Annotated in this window: 19 protein-coding genes; 5 read left to right on the plus strand and 14 right to left on the minus strand. The window is 61.5% G+C overall.

The genetic code is table 11. The annotated features are described in order from the left end of the window. Positions 1-7 precede the first annotated feature (7 nt). Together trpS and MOV63_RS02780 are read right to left on the minus strand one after the other, a co-directional pair. Complete coding sequence (trpS, locus tag MOV63_RS02775) at positions 8-1,072, minus strand: tryptophan--tRNA ligase (RefSeq protein WP_038539177.1); 1,065 nt, start codon at positions 1,070-1,072, stop codon at positions 8-10. Between the two features lie 88 nt (positions 1,073-1,160). Further along, positions 1,161-1,568 carry a VOC family protein gene (locus tag MOV63_RS02780; RefSeq protein ID WP_247031513.1) on the minus strand — a complete coding sequence of 136 codons (408 nt, stop codon included), beginning with the start codon at positions 1,566-1,568 and terminating at the stop codon, positions 1,161-1,163. Positions 1,569-1,940: 372 nt separating this feature from the next. Between MOV63_RS02780 and MOV63_RS02785 the strand changes: the two genes are divergently transcribed. Next, positions 1,941-2,381, plus strand: a complete 441-nt coding sequence (locus MOV63_RS02785; protein WP_247031514.1) for a DUF882 domain-containing protein — start codon at positions 1,941-1,943, stop codon at positions 2,379-2,381. On the opposite strand, the gene murJ is transcribed toward MOV63_RS02785, so the two are convergent. The 4 genes from murJ to mutS all read right to left on the minus strand — a co-directional run bounded on the left by murJ (position 2,378) and on the right by mutS (position 10,754). Further along, a complete protein-coding gene (gene murJ / locus MOV63_RS02790; RefSeq protein WP_247031516.1) occupies positions 2,378-3,946 on the minus strand; it encodes a murein biosynthesis integral membrane protein MurJ in 1,569 nt (522 codons plus the stop codon). The genes MOV63_RS02785 and murJ overlap by 4 nt on opposite strands. Before the next feature lie 24 nt (positions 3,947-3,970). Then, a complete protein-coding gene (locus MOV63_RS02795; protein ID WP_038539162.1) occupies positions 3,971-6,808 on the minus strand; it encodes a [protein-PII] uridylyltransferase in 2,838 nt (945 codons plus the stop codon). A gap of 112 nt (positions 6,809-6,920) precedes the next feature. Next, entirely contained in the window at positions 6,921-7,952 is a 1,032-nt protein-coding gene (locus MOV63_RS02800) for an AraC family transcriptional regulator (RefSeq protein WP_247031518.1), read from the minus strand. Between the two features lie 153 nt (positions 7,953-8,105). After that, a complete protein-coding gene (gene mutS / locus MOV63_RS02805) occupies positions 8,106-10,754 on the minus strand; it encodes a DNA mismatch repair protein MutS (RefSeq protein WP_247031745.1) in 2,649 nt (882 codons plus the stop codon). A gap of 197 nt (positions 10,755-10,951) precedes the next feature. Here mutS and MOV63_RS02810 point away from each other — a divergent pair, with 197 nt between their 5' ends. From MOV63_RS02810 to MOV63_RS02820, 3 genes are all read left to right on the plus strand, one after another. Next, the gene (locus MOV63_RS02810) at positions 10,952-13,249 is read left to right on the plus strand and encodes an NADP-dependent malic enzyme (RefSeq protein WP_151040519.1); all 2,298 of its coding nucleotides are present in this window, start codon (positions 10,952-10,954) and stop codon (positions 13,247-13,249) included. Between the two features lie 66 nt (positions 13,250-13,315). Then, entirely contained in the window at positions 13,316-13,561 is a 246-nt protein-coding gene (locus MOV63_RS02815) for a type II toxin-antitoxin system Phd/YefM family antitoxin (protein WP_247031519.1), read from the plus strand. Then, positions 13,558-13,947: a type II toxin-antitoxin system VapC family toxin gene (locus tag MOV63_RS02820; protein ID WP_247031521.1), complete on the plus strand. Its 390-nt coding sequence runs from the start codon at positions 13,558-13,560 to the stop codon at positions 13,945-13,947. Before MOV63_RS02815 ends, MOV63_RS02820 begins: the two co-directional genes overlap by 4 nt. A gap of 26 nt (positions 13,948-13,973) precedes the next feature. Here MOV63_RS02820 and MOV63_RS02825 read toward each other — a convergent pair whose 3' ends face one another. From MOV63_RS02825 to MOV63_RS02845, 5 genes are all read right to left on the minus strand, one after another. Next, positions 13,974-14,846, minus strand: coding sequence for a GNAT family N-acetyltransferase (locus MOV63_RS02825; RefSeq protein WP_247031523.1), 873 nt, complete (start codon positions 14,844-14,846; stop codon positions 13,974-13,976). Positions 14,847-14,945: 99 nt separating this feature from the next. After that, on the minus strand, positions 14,946-16,661 hold the full coding sequence (locus MOV63_RS02830) for a hybrid sensor histidine kinase/response regulator (RefSeq protein WP_247031525.1): 1,716 nt from the start codon (positions 16,659-16,661) through the stop codon (positions 14,946-14,948). A gap of 120 nt (positions 16,662-16,781) precedes the next feature. Then, positions 16,782-17,273: a signal peptidase II gene (lspA, locus tag MOV63_RS02835; RefSeq protein ID WP_247031527.1), complete on the minus strand. Its 492-nt coding sequence runs from the start codon at positions 17,271-17,273 to the stop codon at positions 16,782-16,784. Next, complete coding sequence (locus MOV63_RS02840) at positions 17,270-18,130, minus strand: RNA methyltransferase (protein ID WP_247031529.1); 861 nt, start codon at positions 18,128-18,130, stop codon at positions 17,270-17,272. Before MOV63_RS02840 ends, lspA begins: the two co-directional genes overlap by 4 nt. After that, positions 18,127-19,236: a class I SAM-dependent methyltransferase gene (locus MOV63_RS02845; RefSeq protein WP_247031531.1), complete on the minus strand. Its 1,110-nt coding sequence runs from the start codon at positions 19,234-19,236 to the stop codon at positions 18,127-18,129. The genes MOV63_RS02840 and MOV63_RS02845 overlap by 4 nt, the downstream gene beginning before the upstream one ends. 175 nt (positions 19,237-19,411) lie before the next feature. Here MOV63_RS02845 and MOV63_RS02850 point away from each other — a divergent pair, with 175 nt between their 5' ends. Further along, on the plus strand, positions 19,412-19,867 hold the full coding sequence (locus MOV63_RS02850) for a carbon monoxide dehydrogenase subunit G (protein WP_247031533.1): 456 nt from the start codon (positions 19,412-19,414) through the stop codon (positions 19,865-19,867). Positions 19,868-19,883: 16 nt separating this feature from the next. Here the strand turns inward: MOV63_RS02850 and MOV63_RS02855 are convergent, their stop codons facing one another. The 3 genes from MOV63_RS02855 to sppA form a co-directional block, all read right to left on the minus strand. After that, positions 19,884-20,219 carry a lipopolysaccharide assembly protein LapA domain-containing protein gene (locus MOV63_RS02855; RefSeq protein WP_038539136.1) on the minus strand — a complete coding sequence of 112 codons (336 nt, stop codon included), beginning with the start codon at positions 20,217-20,219 and terminating at the stop codon, positions 19,884-19,886. Between the two features lie 102 nt (positions 20,220-20,321). Continuing rightward, a complete protein-coding gene (locus MOV63_RS02860; protein ID WP_007759833.1) occupies positions 20,322-20,621 on the minus strand; it encodes an integration host factor subunit beta in 300 nt (99 codons plus the stop codon). 26 nt (positions 20,622-20,647) lie between these two features. Next, positions 20,648-21,604, minus strand: a complete 957-nt coding sequence (sppA, locus tag MOV63_RS02865; RefSeq protein WP_247031535.1) for a signal peptide peptidase SppA — start codon at positions 21,602-21,604, stop codon at positions 20,648-20,650. Positions 21,605-21,644: the final 40 nt, after the last annotated feature.

The raw sequence follows: 21,644 nt of genomic DNA on the forward strand, positions 1-21,644 counted from the left end.
GATAACCTCAGCGCAGGAAGCCGACGATGTCGAAGACATCTCCCATGACTTTCTCGGCGCGGGCGCGGGCGCGCTCGCCACCATCCTTGAGGATAGCATCGATATGGGTCGTGTCGTCCATCAGGCGGCGCATTTCCGAGGTGATCGGCGAAAGCACCTGCACGGCGAGATCGGCAAGCGCCGGCTTGAAGACCGAGAACTGCTGGCCGCCGTATTCCGCGAGAACGTCGGCCTTGGTCCTGTCGGCAAGGGCTGCATAGATGCCGACGAGATTGTCGGCTTCCGGGCGGCCCTTGAGGCCTTCCAGTTCGCTCGGCAGGCCTTCCGGATCGGTCTTGGCTTTGCGGATCTTCTTGGCGATCTCTTCCGGATCGTCCATCAGGTTGATGCGCGACAGGTCCGAAGGATCGGATTTCGACATCTTCTTGGTGCCGTCACGCAGCGACATGACGCGCGGCGCCGGCCCGTCGATCAGTGGCTCGACCAGCGGGAAGAAGCCATGAATCGGCTCCTCGCCAACGACCATGTCGACACCGGTGCCGGCGGCGCGGATCTTTTCCTGGAAGTCGATATTGAACTTCTGGGCGATATCGCGGGCAAGCTCCAGGTGCTGCTTCTGGTCGTCGCCGACCGGCACGTGGGTGGCACGGTAGACGAGGATGTCGGCCGCCATCAGGCTCGGATAGGCGAGCAGGCCGAGCGAGGCGTTCTCGCGGTCCTTGCCGGCCTTGTCCTTGAACTGGGTCATGCGGTTCATCCAGCCGATGCGGGCGACGCAATTGAAGACCCAGGCGAGTTCCGCATGCTGCGGCACGGCCGACTGGTTGAAGACAATATGCTTCTTCGGGTCGATGCCCGAAGCGATAAAGGCGGCGGCGATCGAGCGGATCTGTCCCCGCAGGTCGTCATGGACGAGCTGCGCGGTGATCGCGTGCAGGTCGACGACGCAATAGATGCAGTCGTTGTTTTCCTGCAGCGCCACGAACTTGCGGATCGCTCCGAGATAGTTGCCGAGATGGAGATTGCCGGTCGGCTGGACGCCGGAAAAGACAAGCGGCTTGAAGGTATTCATATCGTCCTCAATTAGGCTGGTGGAGGGCCCCAGACCCGAAGGGTCATGTTGCTAACGCGCGGGCTTATGCACGGCGTAGCGCGGAGGATCAAGAGGCCGCAGAAACCGCGTGTTCAATCAGATCCCAGGTGTTGCCGTAAGGATCGGCAAACACCGCCACCGAACCGTAAACCTCGTGGCGCGGCTCCTCAAGGAAGCGGACGCCCTTGGCCGTCATGGCGGCATGATCGCGGGCGAAATCGTCGGTCTTCAGGAAGAAGCCGACCCGGCCGCCGGTCTGGTTGCCGATTGCCGCCTTCTGCGTGTCGGTGGCGGCCTCAGCCAGCAACAGTGCCGCGCCTTCGCCACCCTTTGGCTTCACCACGACCCAACGCTTGCCCTCCGGCTGCACGCTGTCTTCCAGGCAATCAAAGCCGAGCACATCGCAATAGAAATCCTTCGCGCGATCGTAATCGTCGACAATCAGGGCCACGAGAAACAGCGATTGGACAGGCATGCGGAAGCTCCGAATTCGAGTGATTAAGCCACCCGCGGGTTGCCGGCCGTGGTGGCTTTGGCGGTGCGAGGAGCTCCATTCAGGAGGCCTCGCGAAACACTACAGCGACAAAAGAGCAGTCCACATATCATTCGAGGTAGGGCCGAGAAACACCTACCTCATTAGGCGTACAACTCCTAAGTCAATACGCCTAATGGGAAAATTTTTCTCCACCCATCTCCGAATAGATTAACGGATGTTAGTCTTTTAGGCAGGCAGAATCCCATTTCTGAGCAAAAGCCTCCTTATTCGCGCCAATTTTGGAAAGGAAATACCCAAGCGTATCACAGTTAACCGGTCATGAACGACACGGTCTGTTCACGGGGGATACCCATGCGCATCATATTTCGCGTCGCGCTTTCCTGCCTTTTGACGCTAGGGCTCAATGTCGCCGCCGAAGCCGGCGAAAATCAGAAACGCAGAAGCACTTCCTTCAAGCACGATTATTCAGCTTTCTTCACCGTGCAGCGGATCAGCGTTCGCACAAGTTGTTTTCCGGAAAAACTGGGGGCCATCCTTGCGCATATCGCGCGCGAGACCGGCCATAAGCCTATGGTCACGTCGGGCCATCGGCCGCATTCCGGCGGGTCTCAGCACAGTCATTGTTATGCGGCCGATATCCGGGTGCCGGGTGTGTCGGAGCGAGCAATCCTCGCAGCCGCAGCCAGCGCACCGGGTATCGGCGGCATCGGCCGCTATTGCAACGGCATCGTGCATGTGGACGTCGGACCGAAACGCCAATGGGCGTATTGCGGCGGGCGGAAACGAGGCTAGGTCTTCGGTTTCCGTTGCACGTTCCGGCGTATCATGCCGATATCGGCGCCACCGATCAGGAAGGCGCAGGCGAAATAGACGGTGATCGCCAGGACAAGCAGGCAGGCAAGTGCCGCGACCTGATGGATCAGCAGCGCATCCGGGGTCAGCCACGACCCGGCATAGCGGAGCGCAAAGATCAGCGCTGCGGACATGATACCTGTCGAGACGAGCAACAGGGCCGTACGCTTGGCGAGCGCCCATTCCCAGGTGAGATGACCGCGCCACACGAGCGTCGAAAACAGCAGCACGGTGTTCGTCCAACCGGCCGCGGCCTCGGCCGTCGCAATGCCGCGCTCGGCGATCAGTGGGAAAAGCGAAATCGCCAGGCCGGAATTGATGACCACCGAGAGCATCGTGAACCGCATCGGCGTCCTTGTGTCCTCGCGGGCATAAAAACCGGGCTGTAGCGCCTTGATCAGCACGAACCCCGGCAAGCCTATGCCATAGATCGCGAGGACGGAGGCGACGACCGAGGTGTTTTCGGCGGAGAAGGCACCGCGTTCATAAAGCACGCGAATGATCGCTTCCGACAGGATCCAGAGCCCGGCCGCAGCCGGAAGGGTCAGGAACAGCACGAATTCGATGGAGCGGTTCTGGGTATTGGCAGCCTCCTTGAGATGCCCGCCCTTCAGGGCACGCGCAAGTTCCGGCAAGAGCACGACGCCGACGGCGACGCCCACCACGCCCAGCGGAAGCTGGTAGATGCGGTCGGCATATTGGAGGGCGGCGATCGCGCCTTCCTTGCCGGAGGCGATCGCCTGGCCGATGATCTGGTTGATCTGGGTGATGCCGCCGGTCACGGCCGCTGGCACCGCAAGCACGAGGAGGCGCTTGACGTTCGGCGTCATCTTCGGGCGGCGGAAGCCGATGTTGATGCCGGCATGGCGCACGCCAGCATAGACCACGGCAAGCTGCAGGAGGCCGGCCGCCAGCACGCTCCAGGAGAGATACCAGGCGATGGTCAGCGGATCCGCATGGATCCAGAGGCCGTAGAACAAGGCACCGATCATCACCACGTTCAGGAAAACCGGGGCGATGGCGGCAGCAAAGAAATGATGCAGCGAATTCAGCATGCCACTCAGCATCGCCGTCAGCGACATGCACATCAGATAGGGGAACATAACCGCCGCTAAGCGGATGGTGATGGAGGTCTTTTCGGGATCGTCGGCGAAGCCCGGTGCGATGATCCATTCCACCAGCCACGGCATCATCAGTTCCATGACGATGGTGATGATCATCAGGGCCGAGAACAGAACGCCGAAGACTTCTTCCGAAAAACGCTTGGCACCCTCGACGCCGTTCGCCTCGATCTCTTTCGAAAACAGCGGCACGAAGGCAGCGTTGAAGGCGCCCTCAGCAAACAGCCGGCGGAAAAGGTTCGGAAAACGGAAGGCGGCATAAAAGACGTCGGCCATTGGGCCGGTGCCGAGTGCCGCCGCCATGAAGGTCTCGCGCGCAAAACCGAAAATCCGGCTGCCGAGGGTCGCTCCGCCGACGGTTGCGAATTTCCGGACTAAGCTCATCGGGCGGGACTCATCGGACGAAACTCACACGCTTGCCTTGGACTTGCGCGGCTGCGACGCCTGATCCGGATTGGGGGCCGGCGCGATCATGCCCATCGGCATGCCGCTTCTCAGTTCGTCCTCCTGCTCGGACATTACAGCCTTCAGCCGCGCCGCGATATTACCCTGGCGGTTCTCGTTCACGACCTTCTGGCCGACGAGATCGGTGACATAGAAGGTATCGATGACCTTTTCGCCGAAGGTGGTGATGCGTGCCGAATGGATGTCGAGCGAGAGATCCGCGAGCACTGCGGTGATATCTGCCAGCAGGCCGGTGCGGTCGAGGCATTCCACCTCGATGACCGTGAACTTGTTCGACAGGCCGTTCGAAAGAATAACCGATGGCGGAATGGTGAAGGTCTTGTTGCGCTTGCGGGACTTGGCGCGCGTCGCGATGACTTCCGGCAGGCGCTTCTTGCCCGACAGCACGTCCTCGATCATCCGGCTGATCGTGCCGGCGCGGCGCAATTCGTCCTCGTCCACCGGGAATTCGCGGTTGATCAGAATGGTGTCGAGCGCCCGCCCGTCCGAGGTCGTGAAGATCTGTGCGTCGGCAATGTTGGCGCCGGCTGCGGCACAGGCGCCGGCGATGATCGACAGCAGGCGCGGATGGTCCGGCGCCAGGACAGTGATCTCGGTGATGGCGTGGAAACTGTCCGTCCGCACCATGGTGGCGAGCGCCTGGCCCGCCTTGTCGGTGTCGCGGAGGAACTTCGTGTGACGGACCTGGTCGTCCAGCGAGACCGACAGGAGGTAGGGCTGGTAGTGCAGTTTCGAATAGGTGCGGCGATCCTTGGCGCTCCAGTCGGCCAGTGCCTTGAAGAGCTCCTCTTCGGCAACCTTGGCGCGCTCCTTGCGCGATACCTCGGAGAAACCGCCCGAGAGCAGCAGCTCGGTCTCGTAATAGAGCGTGCGCAGCAGCTGGCCCTTCCAGCCGTTCCAGACACCCGGGCCAACGGCGCGGATATCGCAGATGGTCAGGATCAACAGCAGCTTCAGCCTGTCCATCGACTGTACCTTCTCGGCGAAGTCGGTAATCGTCTTGCGGTCGTGCAGGTCGCGGGTCTGGGCTGTCATCGACATCAGGAGATGCACTTCGATCAGCCAGACCACGAGTTCGGTCTGCTTGGCATTGAGGCCGAGACGCGGGCAAAGCTTGCGGGCGATGCGGGCGCCGGCGATCGAATGATCCTCCTGGCGGCCCTTGGCGACATCGTGCAGCAGCACGGCGACATAAAGCGCCTCGCGCTCTTCGACACTCGGCATCACCTTGTTGGCGAGCGGGTGGATATCGGCGGCCTTGCCCCTGTCGACTTCCGACAGCGCTTCGACGGAGCGGATCAGGTGCTCGTCGACCGTATAATGATGATACATGTTGAACTGCATCATCGCGACGACCTTGCCGAATTCCGGAATGAAGCGGCCGAGCACGCCCGCCTCATTCATCCGACGCAGCATCAGTGCCGGATCACGCCGCGAGGTCAGCATGGAGAGGAAAAGCCGGTTGGCCTCCTCGTCCTCGCGCACCTCGTTGTCGATCAGCGAAAGCGAGCGGGTCATGCGCTTCAGGGCATCGGGATGGAGCTCAAGCCCGTTGATATCGGCCACATGGAAAAAGCGGATGATATTGACCGGATCGCGCTTGAAGACATTCGGATCGGCAAGCGTGATGCGACCGCGGTCCACCACGAATTCAACGGTGCCGGGGATCTTGTGAAGACGCTTGGTGAAACGCGAGATGACGCGGTTGGTAAGGCCGGGTGCCGCCTTCGCCTGCTGCTCTTCGAGTGCTGCGCAGAGAATGCGGGTCAGATCGCCGACATTCTTCGACACGAGAAAATAGTGCTTCATGAAGCGTTCGACGGCGGAAAGGCCGGGGCGCGAGTGATAACCGAGGCTCTCGGCAATCTCGCGCTGGATGTCGAACGAAAGACGTTCCTCGGCCTTGCCGGTCAGGAAATGCATCTGGCACCGCACCGCCCAGAGGAAGTCGTCCGCCTTTTCGAACGAGCGGGCTTCTTCGCGCGAGAGAACGCCCAGCTTCACCAGTTCGGTCGTCTCGCGGACGCGGTAGTAATATTTGGCGATCCAGAAGAGGGTGTGGAGGTCCCGCAGGCCACCCTTGCCTTCCTTGACGTTCGGCTCGACCAGATAACGCGTATCGCCGGCCTTCTCGTGGCGATTGTCGCGCTCGGCAAGTTTGGCGGCAATGAATTCCGGACCGGTATCGGCGACGATTTCGTTGTCGAAACGGCTCTCGAGGTCGTTCACCAGCGCCTCGCGGCCGCAGATGTAGCGGCTTTCGAGGATAGCGGTGCGGATCGTCATATCCGTCTTGGAGAGACGGATGCATTCTTCAACGGTGCGGGTCGCGTGGCCAACCTTGAAGCCCATGTCCCACAGCACGTAGAGCAGGAACTCGACGGCCTTGCGCATGGTCTCGGTATTTCGCGGAGGCAGCAGGAACAGCAGGTCGATGTCCGAACCCGGCGCCAGCGTGTCGCGGCCATAACCGCCGACGGCTGCCACGGCGATATCCGTGCCCTCGGTATAGAGGCCTTCGGCAATCGTCTCGTAAAGAACGCGGATCAGCTGGTCCTGGAGCCAGGAGATGCGGCGGGCGCAATTCAGCCCGCTGCCGTCCTTGGAGAGAAGCTGGCGGGCCTTCTCGCGGCCCTCGACGCTTGCCCGGCGCAGCAACGGCAGAAGCGCCGCCCGCAATTCCAGCTGGGGGCGATCCTTGTCCTTGACGATCGCCCTGCAATCGGCCCGAAGACGGGCCACGTCGAGAAGTTCAGAAAAATCGATGTCGTGTCTGGCCATATTATCCTGCCGGTGCCCGGCCTGCGGAGGGAGGCTATAATCTTTTTGAGGCACCTTGACCAACGATTATCATCATCGGACGTTTCAAAGTTGTTGCTTCCCGCTTTGAAGTTCAAGGCCGTGTTTTTATCGCACCGCCGTCTTGTGCGGCCCTTGCCTCGGCTCTCCATTGCTTGGGGCTCATGCCCGTCACGCGGCGGAATTCACGGTTGAAGTTCGATTTCGTCGAGAAGCCGACGTCCAGCATCACCTGGATCACCGTCCGTTCGGTCTCCCGCAAGAGGCGGCAGGCTTCAGCGATACGGCGATCGTTGACGAACTGCGAGACATTCAACCCCCTCGCGCGATTGATGACGGCAGAGGCCTCGCGGGCCGGAAGCCTTGCCTTGCGGGAAAGCTTCGCAAGGCTCAGATCCTCGCTCTTGTAAAGCTCGCCCTCTTCCAGAGCCGCCTCGATCCGGGATAGCGCGACCTTATCCTCTTCCGTTGGCTCGACGGAAGGCGAAGCCGCAGTCGGCTTGGCCGACGAAAAATCCGGTGAAAAATAGTAAGCGATTACCACGGCCATTGCCGTGAGGTTCATGATCGTAACCGCCACCGGTACGTCACGGGCGCCGTAGATATTGGTGTAGACGGCGAGCGCGGCATCGCTGATAGCGAAGAACAGCATCAAGCCCGCAGTCAATCGGGCAGCGCGCAACGCCGGACGAACCCGCTGCAGGGAGGCTTCGGCCATCACGTCGTCTCCGCCCGAGACCGTCTGCCTGTAGAGCGCAACGCCGTAGCCGAAGAAGATCACCAGCAGCAGTGGATCGACAAGATCGCGGAAGAAGCCAACCGCCACTGCCACGACGCAGGGCACCACGGCGTGCAACCAAGGCTGTTCTAGAGGTTTTGCGGTCAGGCCGCGGAACGCCAGGAAGGCAAGCGGCGGCATGATGGACGCGGTGATCGGCAAAAAGGGCACCAATCCGTCGACCCCGTAGCCGAAACGCAGCCCTACGCCGACGCCCTGGAAGGCATAGAGCACAAGGAACGCATAGAAATAGCGACGCGTTCCGGGCAGTTCGACGCCCTTCAGGCTGCGATAAAGCGTCAGCGCGAAGACGAGGCCGGCAAGAAAAGGCAAGGGAACGGACAGCACGCAGGATACCCGATGAAACGGCCTCGATCATGATCTGGAAGGCATTAGCATGTTCAGGCCGAAATGGCATGCGGATCGAGGGTCCGAAGGAGGCGATCCTCGGCGCGGTCTCTCACCTGCTAAATCGCGCACTCTGAACGCGTTGTCGAAACGTCAGGCCTTGAGCTGCTTCTTCAGCGCGTAAAGCGCGTCCAGAGCTTCACGGGGCGTCATGTCGTCCGGGTTGATGGCCTTCAGCGCGTCCTCGACCTTGGACGGCCCGGCGCGCTTGGCTTCTTCGCGGCGGACCGCCACCTGGAAGAGCGGCAGGTCGTCGATCAGCTGGCTCGCCGGGTTCTTGCGGTCGGAATCCTCGAGCTTGGTCAGCACGTCGCGGGCACGGGCGACCACCGAGTCGGGAAGACCCGCCAGTCGCGCGACCTGAATGCCATAGGAACGGTCGGCAGCACCGGGGCCGACTTCGTGCAGGAAGATCACCTCGCCATCCCATTCCTTCACCCGCATCGTGGCGTTCGAAAGCCGGTTCAGCTTCTCCGAGAGCGCGGTCAGCTCGTGGAAATGGGTGGCGAACAGGCCGCGGCATCTGTTCGCCTCGTGCAGGTGCTCGACCGCCGCCCAGGCGATCGACAGGCCGTCGAAGGTCGCCGTGCCACGGCCGATCTCGTCGAGGATGACCAGCGAACGATCGCTCGCCTGGTTGAGGATGGCGGCGGTCTCGACCATCTCGACCATGAAGGTGGAACGCCCCCGGGCCAGATCGTCCGAAGCGCCGACGCGCGAAAAAAGCCGGTCGACGATGCCGATATGGGCGGAGGTCGCCGGCACGAAGGAACCCATCTGGGCGAGGATGGCGATCAAAGCGTTCTGGCGCAGGAAGGTCGACTTACCGCCCATGTTCGGACCGGTGAGCAGCCAGAGCGCCCCGAACTCGCCGCCATTATGCGGCGAGAGATCGCAATCATTGGCGATGAACGGGCCTATGGACTGCCTGCGCAGAGCCTGCTCGACCACCGGGTGGCGACCGCCTTCGATCGCGAACATGCGCGAGGCATCCACGACCGGCCGGCGATAACTCCATTCGTCGGCGAGCATGGCAAGGCCTGCCGCGACGTCGATCACCGCCAGCGCCCGGGCGCCGGCCTTGATCGCCTCCGCCTCCGAGGTCACGGCTGCGACCATCCTGTCGAAGGCTTCCAGCTCGATGGTCAGGGCCTTGTCGGCGGCGTTGGCGATGCGGCTTTCGAGATCGGCAAGTTCCGTCGTCGTGAAACGCATGGCACTCGCCATGGTCTGGCGGTGGATGAAGCGCGCCTTGCCTTCAGGCGTATCGGTCATCGTGCCGGAATTGCCGGCCGTCACCTCGATGAAATAACCGAGCACGTTGTTGTGCTTGATCTTCAGCGACTTGATGCCGGTCTCCTCGGCATATTGGAGCTGGAGCGCGGCAATCACCCGCCGCGACTGGTCGCGCAACGCCCGCACCTCGTCGAGGTCCGAATGAGCGCCATCGGCGAGGAAGCCACCGTCGCGCTTCAGAAGCGGCAGTTCCCGCGCCAGCATGTTGCCGAGCATGGATTCCAGATGAAGCGGCAAAGCCTTTAGGTCGTCGAGCGCTTGCCCCAGCTCCTCGGGCAACATGGCCCTGTCGAGAAAGCCCGCGACACCGCGGGCCGCTTCCAGCCCCTGCAGGATACTGCCGAGATCACGCGGGCCACCGCGGTCGAGCACCAGGCGCGACAGGGCGCGCGGCATATCCGGCACGTGCTTCAACCCGGAGCGCAGCTCGCTGCAGAGCGAGGGTTCTTCCAGAAGGAAGGAAATGGAATCGAGACGCCGGTTGATGCGGTCGGGATCCGTCAGTGGCGACATCAGCCGCTCGGCGAGCAAACGAGCGCCGCCGCCGGTCACCGTGCGATCGATCGCCTTCAGAAGCGTGCCTTCGCGCTCCCCGGACAAAGTCTTGGTCAGCTCCAGATTGCCGCGGGTCGCGGGGTCGATGAACAGCGTCGAGGCGCCGCTTTCGCGCTCGGGGCGTCCGAGCGGCGGACGTTCGGCGATCTGGGTCTTTTCCACATAGGCGACGGCGGCCGCGGCGGCTGCGAGTTCTGCGCGGGAAAAATTGCCGAAACCATCGAGCGTGCCGACACCGAAATAACGGGTGATGCGGCCTTCTGCACTGGCGCTGTCGAAGAGCACGGACGGTTGCGGCACCGCGACCTTGCCGAGCACGTCGAAGACGGGTTTGAGCTCGGCATCATGAAACATCGTATCCGGCAGGATCAGTTCACGCGGATCGATGCGCAGGATATCGGCAAGCAGCCGCGACTGATCGGTCTCCGCCAGCCGAAAGACGCCGGTCGAGATATCGATCCAGGCAAGCGCCAGAAGCGGTTCGGCGGCTCCCTTGATGCGGGCGAGCGCCATCAGGTAATTCGACTCGAACGGTGAGAGGAGCTTTTCCTCGGTAATCGTGCCGGGCGTCACCAGCCGCACGACATCGCGTTTCACCACCGATTTCGAGCCGCGTTTCTTGGCCTCCGCCGGGTCTTCCACCTGTTCGCAGACTGCGACGCGGAAACCGAGCGAGATCAGCTTCTGCAGATAGTCGTCGGCGGCATGCACCGGCACGCCGCACATGGGGATTTCGCGGCCGAGATGCTGGCCACGCTTGGTGAGCGTGATGCCGAGCGCGCGAGACGCATCGACCGCATCCTCGAAGAAGAGCTCGTAGAAATCGCCCATGCGGTAGAAGAGCAGCGAACCCGGATTGTTCGCCTTGATCTCGATATATTGCTCCATCATCGGCGTTGCGGACGCGCGACTTTCCTCCGAGGCAAGCTCGGCAGTATTCAGGGCCTCGATGGGGAATCTTTCAAACTGGGTCACGGAACCGATTTTTTGTTGCGCGCTGGAACTTGCGACACTATCGATGAAGACACCTGAAAGACAACATCTGCCGCGGCCTAGAGGACGGCTGCCCACAAAAAGCTGGAGGAGACATGCCTGCTAAGGACAAGGCCACGGAGAAGGCCGCACGTTCGCGCGCTTCCGTAACCGAACAGGAAGCACTCGATTTCCATTCGGAAGGCCGCCCCGGTAAACTCGAAATCAATCCCACCAAGCCGATGGCGACCCAGCGCGACCTGTCGCTGGCCTATTCGCCGGGCGTTGCCGTGCCGGTCTTGGCCATCGCCGCAAACCCGGCAACCGCCTATGACTACACGACACGCGGCAACATGGTCGCCGTCATCTCCAACGGCACGGCGATCCTCGGTCTCGGCAATCTTGGGGCGCTCGCCTCGAAACCGGTGATGGAAGGCAAGGCCGTGCTGTTCAAGCGCTTCGCCGACGTCGACGCGATCGACCTTGAGGTCGACACCGAAAACGTCGACGAATTCATCAACTGCGTGCGCTTCCTCGGCCCTTCCTTCGGCGGCATCAACCTCGAGGACATCAAGGCGCCGGAGTGCTTCATCATCGAAAGCCGCCTGCGCGAGCTGATGGACATCCCGGTTTTCCATGACGACCAGCACGGCACGGCGATCATCGCCGCCGCTGGCCTGATCAACGCGCTGGAACTGACCGGCCGGGACCTCAAGACCACCAAGCTCGTCTGCAACGGCGCCGGCGCCGCGGCGATCGCCTGCGTCGAACTCATCAAGGCGATGGGCTTCAATTCGGAAAATGTCATTCTCTGCGACACCAAGGGTGTCATCTATCAGGGCCGTACCGAAGGCATGAACCAGTGGAAGTCCGCCCATGCGGTGAACACCGCCAAGCGGACCCTCGCCGAGGCCATGAAGGACGCGGACGTCGTGTTAGGCCTTTCCCAGAAGGGCGCCTTTACCGAAGAGATGATCCGTTCGATGGCGGACAGGCCGATCATCTTCGCGATGGCCAATCCCGATCCGGAAATTACCCCGGAAGAGGTCGCCCGCATTCGCGACGACGCAATCATGGCGACCGGACGTTCGGACTATCCGAACCAGGTCAACAACGTCCTCGGTTTCCCCTATATCTTTCGCGGCGCGCTCGACGTCCGGGCAAGCCAGATCAACGATGCGATGAAGATCGCTGCCGTCAATGCGCTCGCCAATCTCGCCCGCGAAGACGTGCCGGATGATGTCGCCGCCGCCTATCAGGGCAACCGCCCCCGCTTCGGTGCACAATACATCATCCCCGTTCCGTTCGACCCGCGCCTCATCTCGGCGATCCCGGTTGCCGTCGCGGAAGCTGCGATGGAAAGCGGCGTCGCCCGCAAGAACATCGCCGACCTGGCCGCCTATGGCCGGGAACTTTCCGCCCGTCGCGATCCGATTGCCGCGACGACGCAGGGCATCTACGAACGCGTTCGCCGCTTTCCGAAACGGGTTGTCTTCGCCGAGGCCGAAGAAGAGCAGGTCATGCGCGCGGCGATTTCCTTCACCACCCAGAAGCTCGGCACTGCCATCCTTCTCGGCCGCGACGACGTCATCCGCACGACGGCGGAAAAGGCGGGCATCGACCTCGACCGCACCGGCGTCGAAATCGTCAACGCGCGTCTTTCCAATCGGCTCGATGCCTATATCGATCATCTCTACGCGCGCCTGCAGCGCGAAGGCTTCCTCTATCGCGACGTCCAGCGCCTGATCCACAACGATCGCAACCACTTCGCCGCGACCATGGTCGCCATCGGCGATGCGGATGCGATGGTAACCGGCACGACCCGCAATTATGCGACGGCGCTTCAGGACGTCCGCCGCTGCATCGATCCGAAGCCGGGGCACAAGGTGATCGGCGTATCGCTGGTGATCTCACGCGGCCGGACGATCTTCGTCGCCGATACCGCCGTCCACGATATGCCGAATGCGGAGGATCTCGCCGATATCGCCGTCGAAGCCGCGCGCGTCGCAAAGCGCATGGGCTACGAGCCTCGTGTCGCGATGCTTGCTTATTCCACCTTCGGACAGCCGATCGGCGAACGTTCGGAGCGGGTTCGCGAGGCGGTCAAGATCCTCGACCAGCGTCGCGTGGATTTCGAATATGACGGCGAGATGGCCGCGGACGTGGCGCTCAACCCGCACCGGATGGAGCAATACCCGTTCAGCCGGCTCTCGGGAACAGCCAACGTGCTCGTCATGCCGGCGATCCATTCGGCCTCGATCTCGACCCGCATGCTGCAGGAACTCGGCGCTTCGACAGTGATCGGTCCGCTGCTCGTCGGCCTCGACAAATCGGTACAGATCACCTCGATGGGTGCCAAGGACAGCGATATCGTCAACATGGCGGCGATCGCGGCCTACAACGCCGGGACGTGAGTTTCTTGTAAACAGGACCCAAGTGGACTAAGTTCAGTGAACTAAGTCCACCTGGATACTTGCTGCGTGAAAACCGTCAACATCCATGAAGCCAAGACGCATTTGTCGCGCCTCGTCGAAGAGGCGGCAAACGGCGAAGCGTTCGTCATCGCCAAGGCCGGCAAGCCGATGGTGAAGGTCGTGCCGCTAGAGGAAGCGCCGAAGAAGAAGCGGCGAATCGGCGTTCTTGATGGTCAATTTTTCATTCCCGACGATCTGGACAAGGGAATGGACAAGGAGATCGAGGACCTGTTTTACGGCAACCATGAATGAAAATACTGCTGGATTCGCATCTTCTGGTGTGGCTTGTCGGGGCATCCCACCGGTTGCCTTTGATAGCGCGGGAAATTATTGAGGACCCTGATCACGAAATTTTCTTCAGTTCAGCCAGCATCTGGGAACTGTCGATCAAATACTCATCCGGAAAAATCGGGCTCGAGCTTCCGCCCCGCATGCTCCATCGGGTCCTAATCGAAAGTGGTTTCGGTGAATTGGCGGTCACAGCCTCTCATGCGCTCGAGGTAGACTCGCTTCAACAGATTCATAAGGACCCGTTCGACCGCATCCTTATCGCGCAAAGCATGAGCGCAGGCATGTTATTGCTGACTTCGGACGAAACCATAGCCAAATACAGCGGCCCGATCCGGCTCGTCCGCTAGACTAGGAGCGTTTCGAGAAACGCCGGCTAGCTCGCGAAACGTCCCGCGTCGGCGCCGAAATGGGTGATGTAACGATCCGAGATCGAGGCGATCGGCAAGACGATCAGCACATCAGTGGTATTGAAAGCGTGGTCGATAACCGCACCGTCGCCTACCATGGCGCCGAGGCGCAGATATCCCTTGATCAGCGGCGGCAGCAAGGAAAGCGCCCTGCGAGTGTTGACGTCTTCCATCGGCATCAGGTCCATCGGGCGATAGAGTTCCGGCCGTGCCGAAACCGCCCAATCGCCCTTGGTCGAGACCGTGTGGTGCAGGAAAGACAGCGCCACGGCGTGTTCTTCGGGCGAAACGCCCGGGAAGGACGCGCAGCCGAACATCGCGTTCATGCCGTGCTTCAGCGAATAGGCCCAATTGCCCTGCCAGAGCAATTCGACGGTGCGCTTGGTACGGTAGTCGGGCAGTACGCAGGAGCGGCCGAGCTCCATGAACTGTTTGTCGGGATGACGCGCAAGCAGCGGCTCGATGTCGAATTCCGATGCCGAATAGAAGCCGTTATTGGCTAACGCCACTTCCTGGCGCAGCAGGCGGTAAGTGCCGACGATCTGATCTTCGATGTCACCCTCGATTGCATTGTCGACGACCAGAAGGTGGTCGCAGATCGCATCAAAGGCATCGACATCACGGCGGCGGCGCATGGCGTCGGGGCTAAGTGTCGCGTGCATTTCTTCAACGAAGACGCGATATCGAACCGCCTGCGCGGCATCGATTTCACGCTCGCTGCGGGCAAGCCGAGTTTCGAGCGTGCCAATGCGGCCGAAGACATCGCCGCTTACCGGAGCAGAGGCCGGCGCCTGGTTTGTTTCAGGTATCACTTCACGGTTCAGGAGTTCGATTGCCAAGGTGATTCTCCCCGTCCCGGTTTGATCACCGCCTTAAATCACTTCTCTGCGACAAGAACGTGACATCCATTGTCATAATAGGTTCCAGGAATGGTCGCGTCAACGCGCCTGTTGGCGCTCGGTGGAGAGAACTCCCAAAATTCGAACCTCCTCCAGTAGCGTCAGCGGATCGACCGGCTTTGCGAAGACACGGCTGGCGCCGTTCAGAAGCGCCTCGCGATGCGTCGCTTCGCGGCTCTCGCCCGTCAGCACGATCACCGGAACCAGAGACCGGACGCCGTTCTGCTCCTCGCCACGCAGTGCCGCCAGGAGGCTGAAAACATCCCCTCCAGGCATGTACATGTCGGAAATGATGAGATCGAGCGGCGTGTCCCGGTTGAGTACCGCCTCGATCAGGGTGGGGAAATCACCGACGAGACGGACGCGATGTCCGGCCTTTGTCAGAACCGAGCGGATGATTAGCGCATTGACGGGATCGTCCTCGCCGAGCAGCACGTCGAGCCCTTCGCCATGCTTTTCGATGACGGGCGGCGGCGGCATGGCCTGGTTATCGTTGAGCGCGTCGCGTGTGCCGAAGCCACGCAGGCGGCCGCTCAAGACATCGATCAGGGATTTTTCCCGGAGCGGCCGGATGAGCCAGGCATCGAAGAAATCCTGAGGCTGGGAAGCGCGTTCCTCCGGGTTGACGAGCAGGATGCGATGAAGCGGCGCATGCGCCTTTTCATTGGCATAATCGGAGGCAAGCCGGTGATCGACGATCAGGTCAGTATAGGCCAGCGGCCCTGTCTCGGCGCGGTCGATCAGCATCTGCGCGTCGGCCGTGTTGGCGACGTGCCGGCAGCGACCGCCAAGCGTTTCGATCGTCGCGACCGTCGCCTTCGCGGCAGGCCCTTCCGGCGCCAGAAGCAGAACGCGGGACATCGCGAGCAACTGGTTGCGTTCGCCTGTGCCCGATTGCGCCGTTTCCGCGAAATGCAAGGGGAAGCGGATGGTGAACGTGCTGCCGGCCCCCTTCTGGCTGGCGACGGAAAGCGATCCGCCGAACTCCGCCAGGATGCGGGAGGCAATGCCTAGACCGAGGCCGGTGCCGCCGCTGCGGGCCTCCGCGGAGCCTGCCTGCTCGAACTCACCGAAAACTTGGTTCAGCTCCTCTGGCGCCATGCCGGGACCGGTATCGATGACGGCGATAGCGACATTGCCGTCATCGACCGCAGCCTGCACCAGTACGCCGCCATGGGCGGTGAATTTCACGGCATTGCCGATGACGTTGAAAAGCACTTGCCGGATACGTCCCGGATCGAAATCGAGGAGGTCGGGCAGATCAGCGGCCACCGTCGCGGCGATCTCGATGCGTTTCTCGTGGGCGCGCGGCGCCAGCATCTCGACGACGTTTTCGATGAGGTGGCGAAGATTTTCCGCCCGGTTGTTGAGCCGGAAACGGCCGGCTTCCAGCGTCGAATAGTCGAGGAGATCCTCGACGAGCTGCGCCAAGGCATAACCGGACTGGCGAATGCCGCTCAGATAGTTCTGCTGTTCCGCCGTCAGCTTGGTCTGGCCGAGAAGATGGGTCATGCCGAGAATGCCGTTGAGCGGCGTGCGGATTTCATGGACGACGGTGGCGATCTGCCGGGATTTCGCAGCGCTGGCCGCCTCAGCATTCTTCAAGGCGTGCTGGAGCCGGGGAACCGTGCGCTGGCGGCGCCACTCGGAGATCCGGGAAAAGAGCGAGGCAAATACGCTGCGTGATGCAGGCTTTCCCTCACCCCGCTGCACGCCAAATGCGGGCACGACCTTTTCGACCACGGGTTCGGCCATGTCGGCCGCCGGGGAAGACCCGAACGCCTTGGAGATACGTTCATGTATGTCGGCGATATCTCGCATTGGGAAAGACTAACGAGGTTTCTTTCCCAATCCTTAGAGCAATCAGGTAAAATTTTACTGATCGACCTTTTTCGGCCCGGCCAGCTCGTCGAGGATCACCAGGCCTGCCCCGATGGTGATGAAACTGTCCGCCAGGTTGAAGACCGCGAAGGACCAAGTCTCGGTGTGGAACAGGATGTAGTCGATCACGTGACCATAGGCGAAACCATCGATCAGGTTGCCGATCGCGCCAGCGATGATCAGCGTGAACCCGGCATGGGCGAAAGGCCGCTCCTTCGGGGTGCGGCGCCAGAGCCAGAGCACGAAGGCGACGATCAGCACCCGCATGCCGACGATGAATTCCCGCTCCATGCCGGACAGAAGGGAAAAGGCGACGCCGAGATTATAGGTACGGTAGAGCGCCAAAAGCGGCACCAGCGGCACTGCTTCCTGCATCGGAAGATAATTCTCGACGGCGATCTTCACCACCTGATCGAGAATGACGGCGAGGACGATGACGATCAGAGCCACCGGAGGCCGCGAAAGAAGGGCTGCGCGTGCGGTCATTTCTTGTCGTCCAGGGTCAGCAGATGGCGGCGGGCCTCGAAGAGCATCACGGCGGACGCGACGGCGAGGTTGAGCGAGTCCGCCCTGCCCTGCTGAGGAATGCGAACGGTGCGATCGGCGGCCCTGGCAAGATTGTCCGGCAGGCCGGACTGCTCGTTGCCCATTAGCAGTACGACCGGCTTTTTCGAATAATCCACGGTGCGATAGTCGACGGCGCCAGCGAGGTGGGTCGCCACGACCTGGGTGCCGGAGCGCTTCTGCCAGATCAGGAATTCTTCCGGCGAACATTTGACGACCGGCACCGCGAAGACCGAACCCATGGTGGCCCGCACTGTTTCCAGCGAAAACGGGTCTGTGCATTCGCCGACCAGGATCACTCCGGTGGCGCCTGCGGCATCGGCGGTGCGGATGATGGTGCCGAGATTGCCGGGGTCGCGCACACGGTCGAGCGCGACCAGCGTCTCGTCCCTGCCCGGCCTCAGGTCCTCAAGTTTCTTCCAGCGCTGCTCGAAAATGCCGACGACCATCTGCGGATTGTCGCGGCGGGTGACCGACGAGAGCACTTTCTCACTGACCTCCAGCACCAGGCCGCCATGGGCGACGGTCTTTGCCGCAACCTGCTCGACAAGCGTCTTGCCCTTGGCCGCCTTGGCATAGACCAGCGTGCGGATTTCCCAGCCGAGCTCCAATGCGTCGATGACGAGCTTCAGGCCCTCGGCCATGAAGGTGCCGCTCTCTTCGCGGTCTCTCTTGTTGGTGAGCGCCTTGATGTCCTTGATGATCGGATTGGAAAGCGAAGTGACTTCCTTCACCTGACCGACCCGTCGTGGTCCGGATTTCTGAAAATCGTCGGTCATGCCGGCACCCAGCGACTGAAAAGAGATGTGGAAAGCGCGCGGCCCGGCGTCTTGCCGTCCAGCCCCGCCTCACGGATGACGAGCTCGCCCGATTCCACGACGCCGCCGGCGCCGCGCATTGTCTCGCGCATCAGTTCGTGGATGGAGTAGAAGCTGGCGCGGATGGAATAAGCGGTCAGCACCAGGCCGATTGCCTTCGGTGACAGCAGTTCGCGGCAGATGTCGAGCATCAGCGGCAGATGATCGAAAAGCTGCCAGACTTCACCATTCGGGCCCCGGCCGAATTTCGGCGGATCGGTGAGGATGATATCGTAGCGGTTGCCGCGACGCTCCTCGCGCAGGATGAACTTCATGGCGTCCTCGCAGATCCAGCGGATCGGCGCCTTGTCGAGGCGGGCGAGCGACTGGTTCTCGCGCGCCCAGCCGATCGCCTTCTTGGAGGCATCCACATGGGTAACTTCGGCGCCGGCAGCTGCCGCGACCAGCGAGGCGACGCCCGTATAACCGAACAGGTTCAGTACCTTCACCGGGCGTTTTGCCTCCTCGATGCGGTTCTTCATCCACTCCCAGTGGACGATCTGCTCCGGGAAGACGCCGACATGGCGGAAGGACGTGAAGCGACCGAGGAAATCGGTGCCGAGCAGCGACAACGGCCAGGTTTCGCCAAGGGCTTCCTTGGTGAAGCGCCAGCGACCCATGCCGTCCTCATCCGTATCGCCGGTGAAGAGTGCATCCGCCTTTTCCCAGACGTGGGCGGGAAGTGACGGCTGCCAGAGCGCCTGGGCTTCCGGCCGGACGATGCGGTAAGGGCCGTATTGCTCGAGTTTCAGCCCATTGCCGCTGTCGACCAGGTGAAAATCACCGGCGCCGGACGATTCGAGAATGATCGGCACGCGCTCGGGCGGCCGCTCGCCGCTGCGCGGCAAAAGCGGGCGGGTTTCCGCCGGTGCTGCGGCCGGCGCGGGTTTCGCGGCCCTTTCCTGCGGCCGCGGGACCTGCTTGACTGCCGCTGGTTTTGCGGCGGCGTACCCGCGGGAGGACCTGTTGCCGGCCTCGCTCCGGGCTTTTTCACCCGGCCGCCTTTCCTTGTTCTTCAATACGTTCATCCGCTTGGATTTTTGAGACTTGGGCAGCAGATAGCATTTGCCGGCCATTCTTCAAAGCCGGGGAGCCTATGGCGGCGTGTTTTATTGAGGCCCCGGCGTGTCCGCCTTTTGTCCCCCTTGGCAAAGATCATCGCCCTTGCAATAAGTCTAGCAACGGTGGACGGAGGATCATCACATGGATATGGGCGGCGAAGAACGTATTGCAGCACCTCGCGAAGTGGTCTGGGCGGCGTTGAACGATCCGGAAATCCTCCGCCAGTGCATCCCCGGTTGCCAGACGCTCGAACAGAAGTCTCCGACCGAGCTTTCCGCGACCGTCAAGCTGAAGGTCGGTCCGGTTTCGGCGAACTTCTCCGGCGAAGTGACACTCTCTGACATCAACCCGCCAGAAAGCTACACGATCTCAGGCGAAGGCAAGGGCGGCATCGCAGGTTTCGCCAAGGGTTCCGCCACTGTCACGCTGGTCGATGACGGCAGCGACACGCTGCTTCGTTACTCCACCAAAGCTCAGGTGGGTGGCAAGATCGCGCAGCTCGGCTCGCGACTGATCGATTCGACATCGCAGAAGCTCGCCGGCCAGTTTTTCGCGGATTTCAACAAGGCCGTGGTAGCCAAGGCCGCGCAAGCCTAATTTACTTTGCCTGAATTCATTTCGAAGGAAGTTGCGCCGAGGCCGGCCGTCCAGCGACGGCAGCCTTGTGCTCGTTCTGCCATCGGACCGCTTCGCGTGCTTCGACGCGAGCCTGTTTGCGATGTTTGCCCTGGCTCCACCAGGTCACGAACGAGCCGATGAACATGCCGATCAGCAAGGCCAGGAACAGAAACAGGAAAAAGGGTGCGCTGACCGCCAACATGCCGTCTTCAGGCCGGAAGGGGTTGAGCGCCAGGGTGACCATCTGGCGATTCGCGACTGCGAGCACGATCAGCACGATGCCGAGCGGCACGAAGACCACGAGCGAGACGATCCTTTTGAACTTGTCCATCTGAATCTCCGGCAGCAGACTGTCTGCTGTTTTACCAGCATCTGTTGCAGAATAGGCGCGCTTTGTGGGGTTTCAAGGGCGGCGAAAGCCGCGCCCGAAGGATCAATCCTCTTCGTCGTCGAGACCCGGATTCAGGCGCTCGCGCAATTCCTTGCCTGTCTTGAAGAACGGAACCCATTTCTCCTCGACAAACACGCTCTCGCCGGTGCGCGGGTTGCGACCGGACCGTGAGGGACGATTCTTCACCGAAAACGCGCCGAAGCCTCGCAGTTCGACACGATTTCCGCCTGCCAGGGCATCTGTGATCTCGTCGAGCACGGCATTGACGATGTTCTCGACGTCGCGGTGGTAGAGATGCGGATTGCGAGCCGCAACGATCTGCACCAGTTCTGACTTGATCACGGTTGCCCCCTGAAAAGTTTAGATTTTTAACCGCGCCCAACCTGCCAAACGGAGACAAGACCGTCAAGAAACAACTTGTCGGCGCCGAAGATGCGAAGGACGTCGGGAGTGATTGCCTGGCCGAGACCGGAGAGGTTCAACACCTCGCTGATGGCGCTCGCGAGCCAGAAGGACGAGGAAGATTTACGCTCCTTCCAGTCCACGATCGGCAGGTCCTTCGAGATGCCCCGTGATTCCAGATAGTCGCGGATGTCCTCCTCGCCGCCAAGCTTGTCGACCAGCTTGACGTTGAGTGCCTGGCGACCGGTGAAGATGGTGCCATCCGCGAGCTTCAGCACCTCGTCGCGCGGCATCTTGCGGCGATCGGCAACGAGATCGACGAACCAGGCATAGCTGTCCATCACCATGCTGCGGATCATCGTCTTGGCTTCCTCGCTCGCGGGATGGAAGGGCGACGGCTCGGCCTTCAGCGGCGCCGACTTGATCTCTTCCAGCGAGACGCCGACCTTCTTCATCACCTCGTCGACCTGCGGGTATTGGAAGATCACGCCGATCGAGCCGGTGATCGAGCTTTCGCCCGCGACGATCTGGTCGCCGGCGGTGGCAATCATATAGCCGGCAGATGCGGCCAGCGTGCGGATATCGGAAACGACCGGCTTCTTTTCGGAAACCTTGCGGATCGCCTTGAAGATGCGTTCGCCGCCATAGGTTGTCCCGCCCGGCGAGGAAATCGAGACGATCAACGCCTTGGCCTGGCTGCTTTCGGCAATCTTGGCGAGGCGCTCCAGCAATTCCTTGTCATCGGTGATCAAACCGGAGATTTCGATGCGGGCGACATGAGGCAAGGCAGATCCGCCACTCTCGCCGGCAACGGCACGATAGAGCGCAAAACCGATGCCGACCAGGAAAACAAGGGCAACGACCCGCCAGAAACTCAGCTTGCGGCGCAGGGAGCGCCGGTCCGCGATTGCCATTTGATCCATAAAATCACCCTTCGAGACGAACCGTCGTTGCTAAATAGGC

Source organism: Neorhizobium sp. SHOUNA12A (genome assembly GCF_023006505.1).
GTDB lineage: Bacteria > Pseudomonadota > Alphaproteobacteria > Rhizobiales > Rhizobiaceae > Neorhizobium.

Coding starts and splice junctions, on each gene's coding strand:
- trpS (WP_038539177.1), bottom strand. CDS start 1,072: ATGAATACCTTCAAGCCGCTTGTCTTTTCCGGCGTCCAGCCGACCGGC.
- MOV63_RS02780 (WP_247031513.1), bottom strand. CDS start 1,568: ATGCCTGTCCAATCGCTGTTTCTCGTGGCCCTGATTGTCGACGATTAC.
- MOV63_RS02785 (WP_247031514.1), top strand. CDS start 1,941: ATGCGCATCATATTTCGCGTCGCGCTTTCCTGCCTTTTGACGCTAGGG.
- murJ (WP_247031516.1), bottom strand. CDS start 3,946: ATGAGCTTAGTCCGGAAATTCGCAACCGTCGGCGGAGCGACCCTCGGC.
- MOV63_RS02795 (WP_038539162.1), bottom strand. CDS start 6,808: ATGGCCAGACACGACATCGATTTTTCTGAACTTCTCGACGTGGCCCGT.
- mutS (WP_247031745.1), bottom strand. CDS start 10,754: ATGATGGAGCAATATATCGAGATCAAGGCGAACAATCCGGGTTCGCTG.
- MOV63_RS02810 (WP_151040519.1), top strand. CDS start 10,952: ATGCCTGCTAAGGACAAGGCCACGGAGAAGGCCGCACGTTCGCGCGCT.
- MOV63_RS02820 (WP_247031521.1), top strand. CDS start 13,558: ATGAAAATACTGCTGGATTCGCATCTTCTGGTGTGGCTTGTCGGGGCA.
- MOV63_RS02830 (WP_247031525.1), bottom strand. CDS start 16,661: ATGGCCGAACCCGTGGTCGAAAAGGTCGTGCCCGCATTTGGCGTGCAG.
- lspA (WP_247031527.1), bottom strand. CDS start 17,273: ATGACCGCACGCGCAGCCCTTCTTTCGCGGCCTCCGGTGGCTCTGATC.
- MOV63_RS02840 (WP_247031529.1), bottom strand. CDS start 18,130: ATGACCGACGATTTTCAGAAATCCGGACCACGACGGGTCGGTCAGGTG.
- MOV63_RS02845 (WP_247031531.1), bottom strand. CDS start 19,236: ATGAACGTATTGAAGAACAAGGAAAGGCGGCCGGGTGAAAAAGCCCGG.
- MOV63_RS02850 (WP_247031533.1), top strand. CDS start 19,412: ATGGATATGGGCGGCGAAGAACGTATTGCAGCACCTCGCGAAGTGGTC.
- MOV63_RS02855 (WP_038539136.1), bottom strand. CDS start 20,219: ATGGACAAGTTCAAAAGGATCGTCTCGCTCGTGGTCTTCGTGCCGCTC.
- sppA (WP_247031535.1), bottom strand. CDS start 21,604: ATGGATCAAATGGCAATCGCGGACCGGCGCTCCCTGCGCCGCAAGCTG.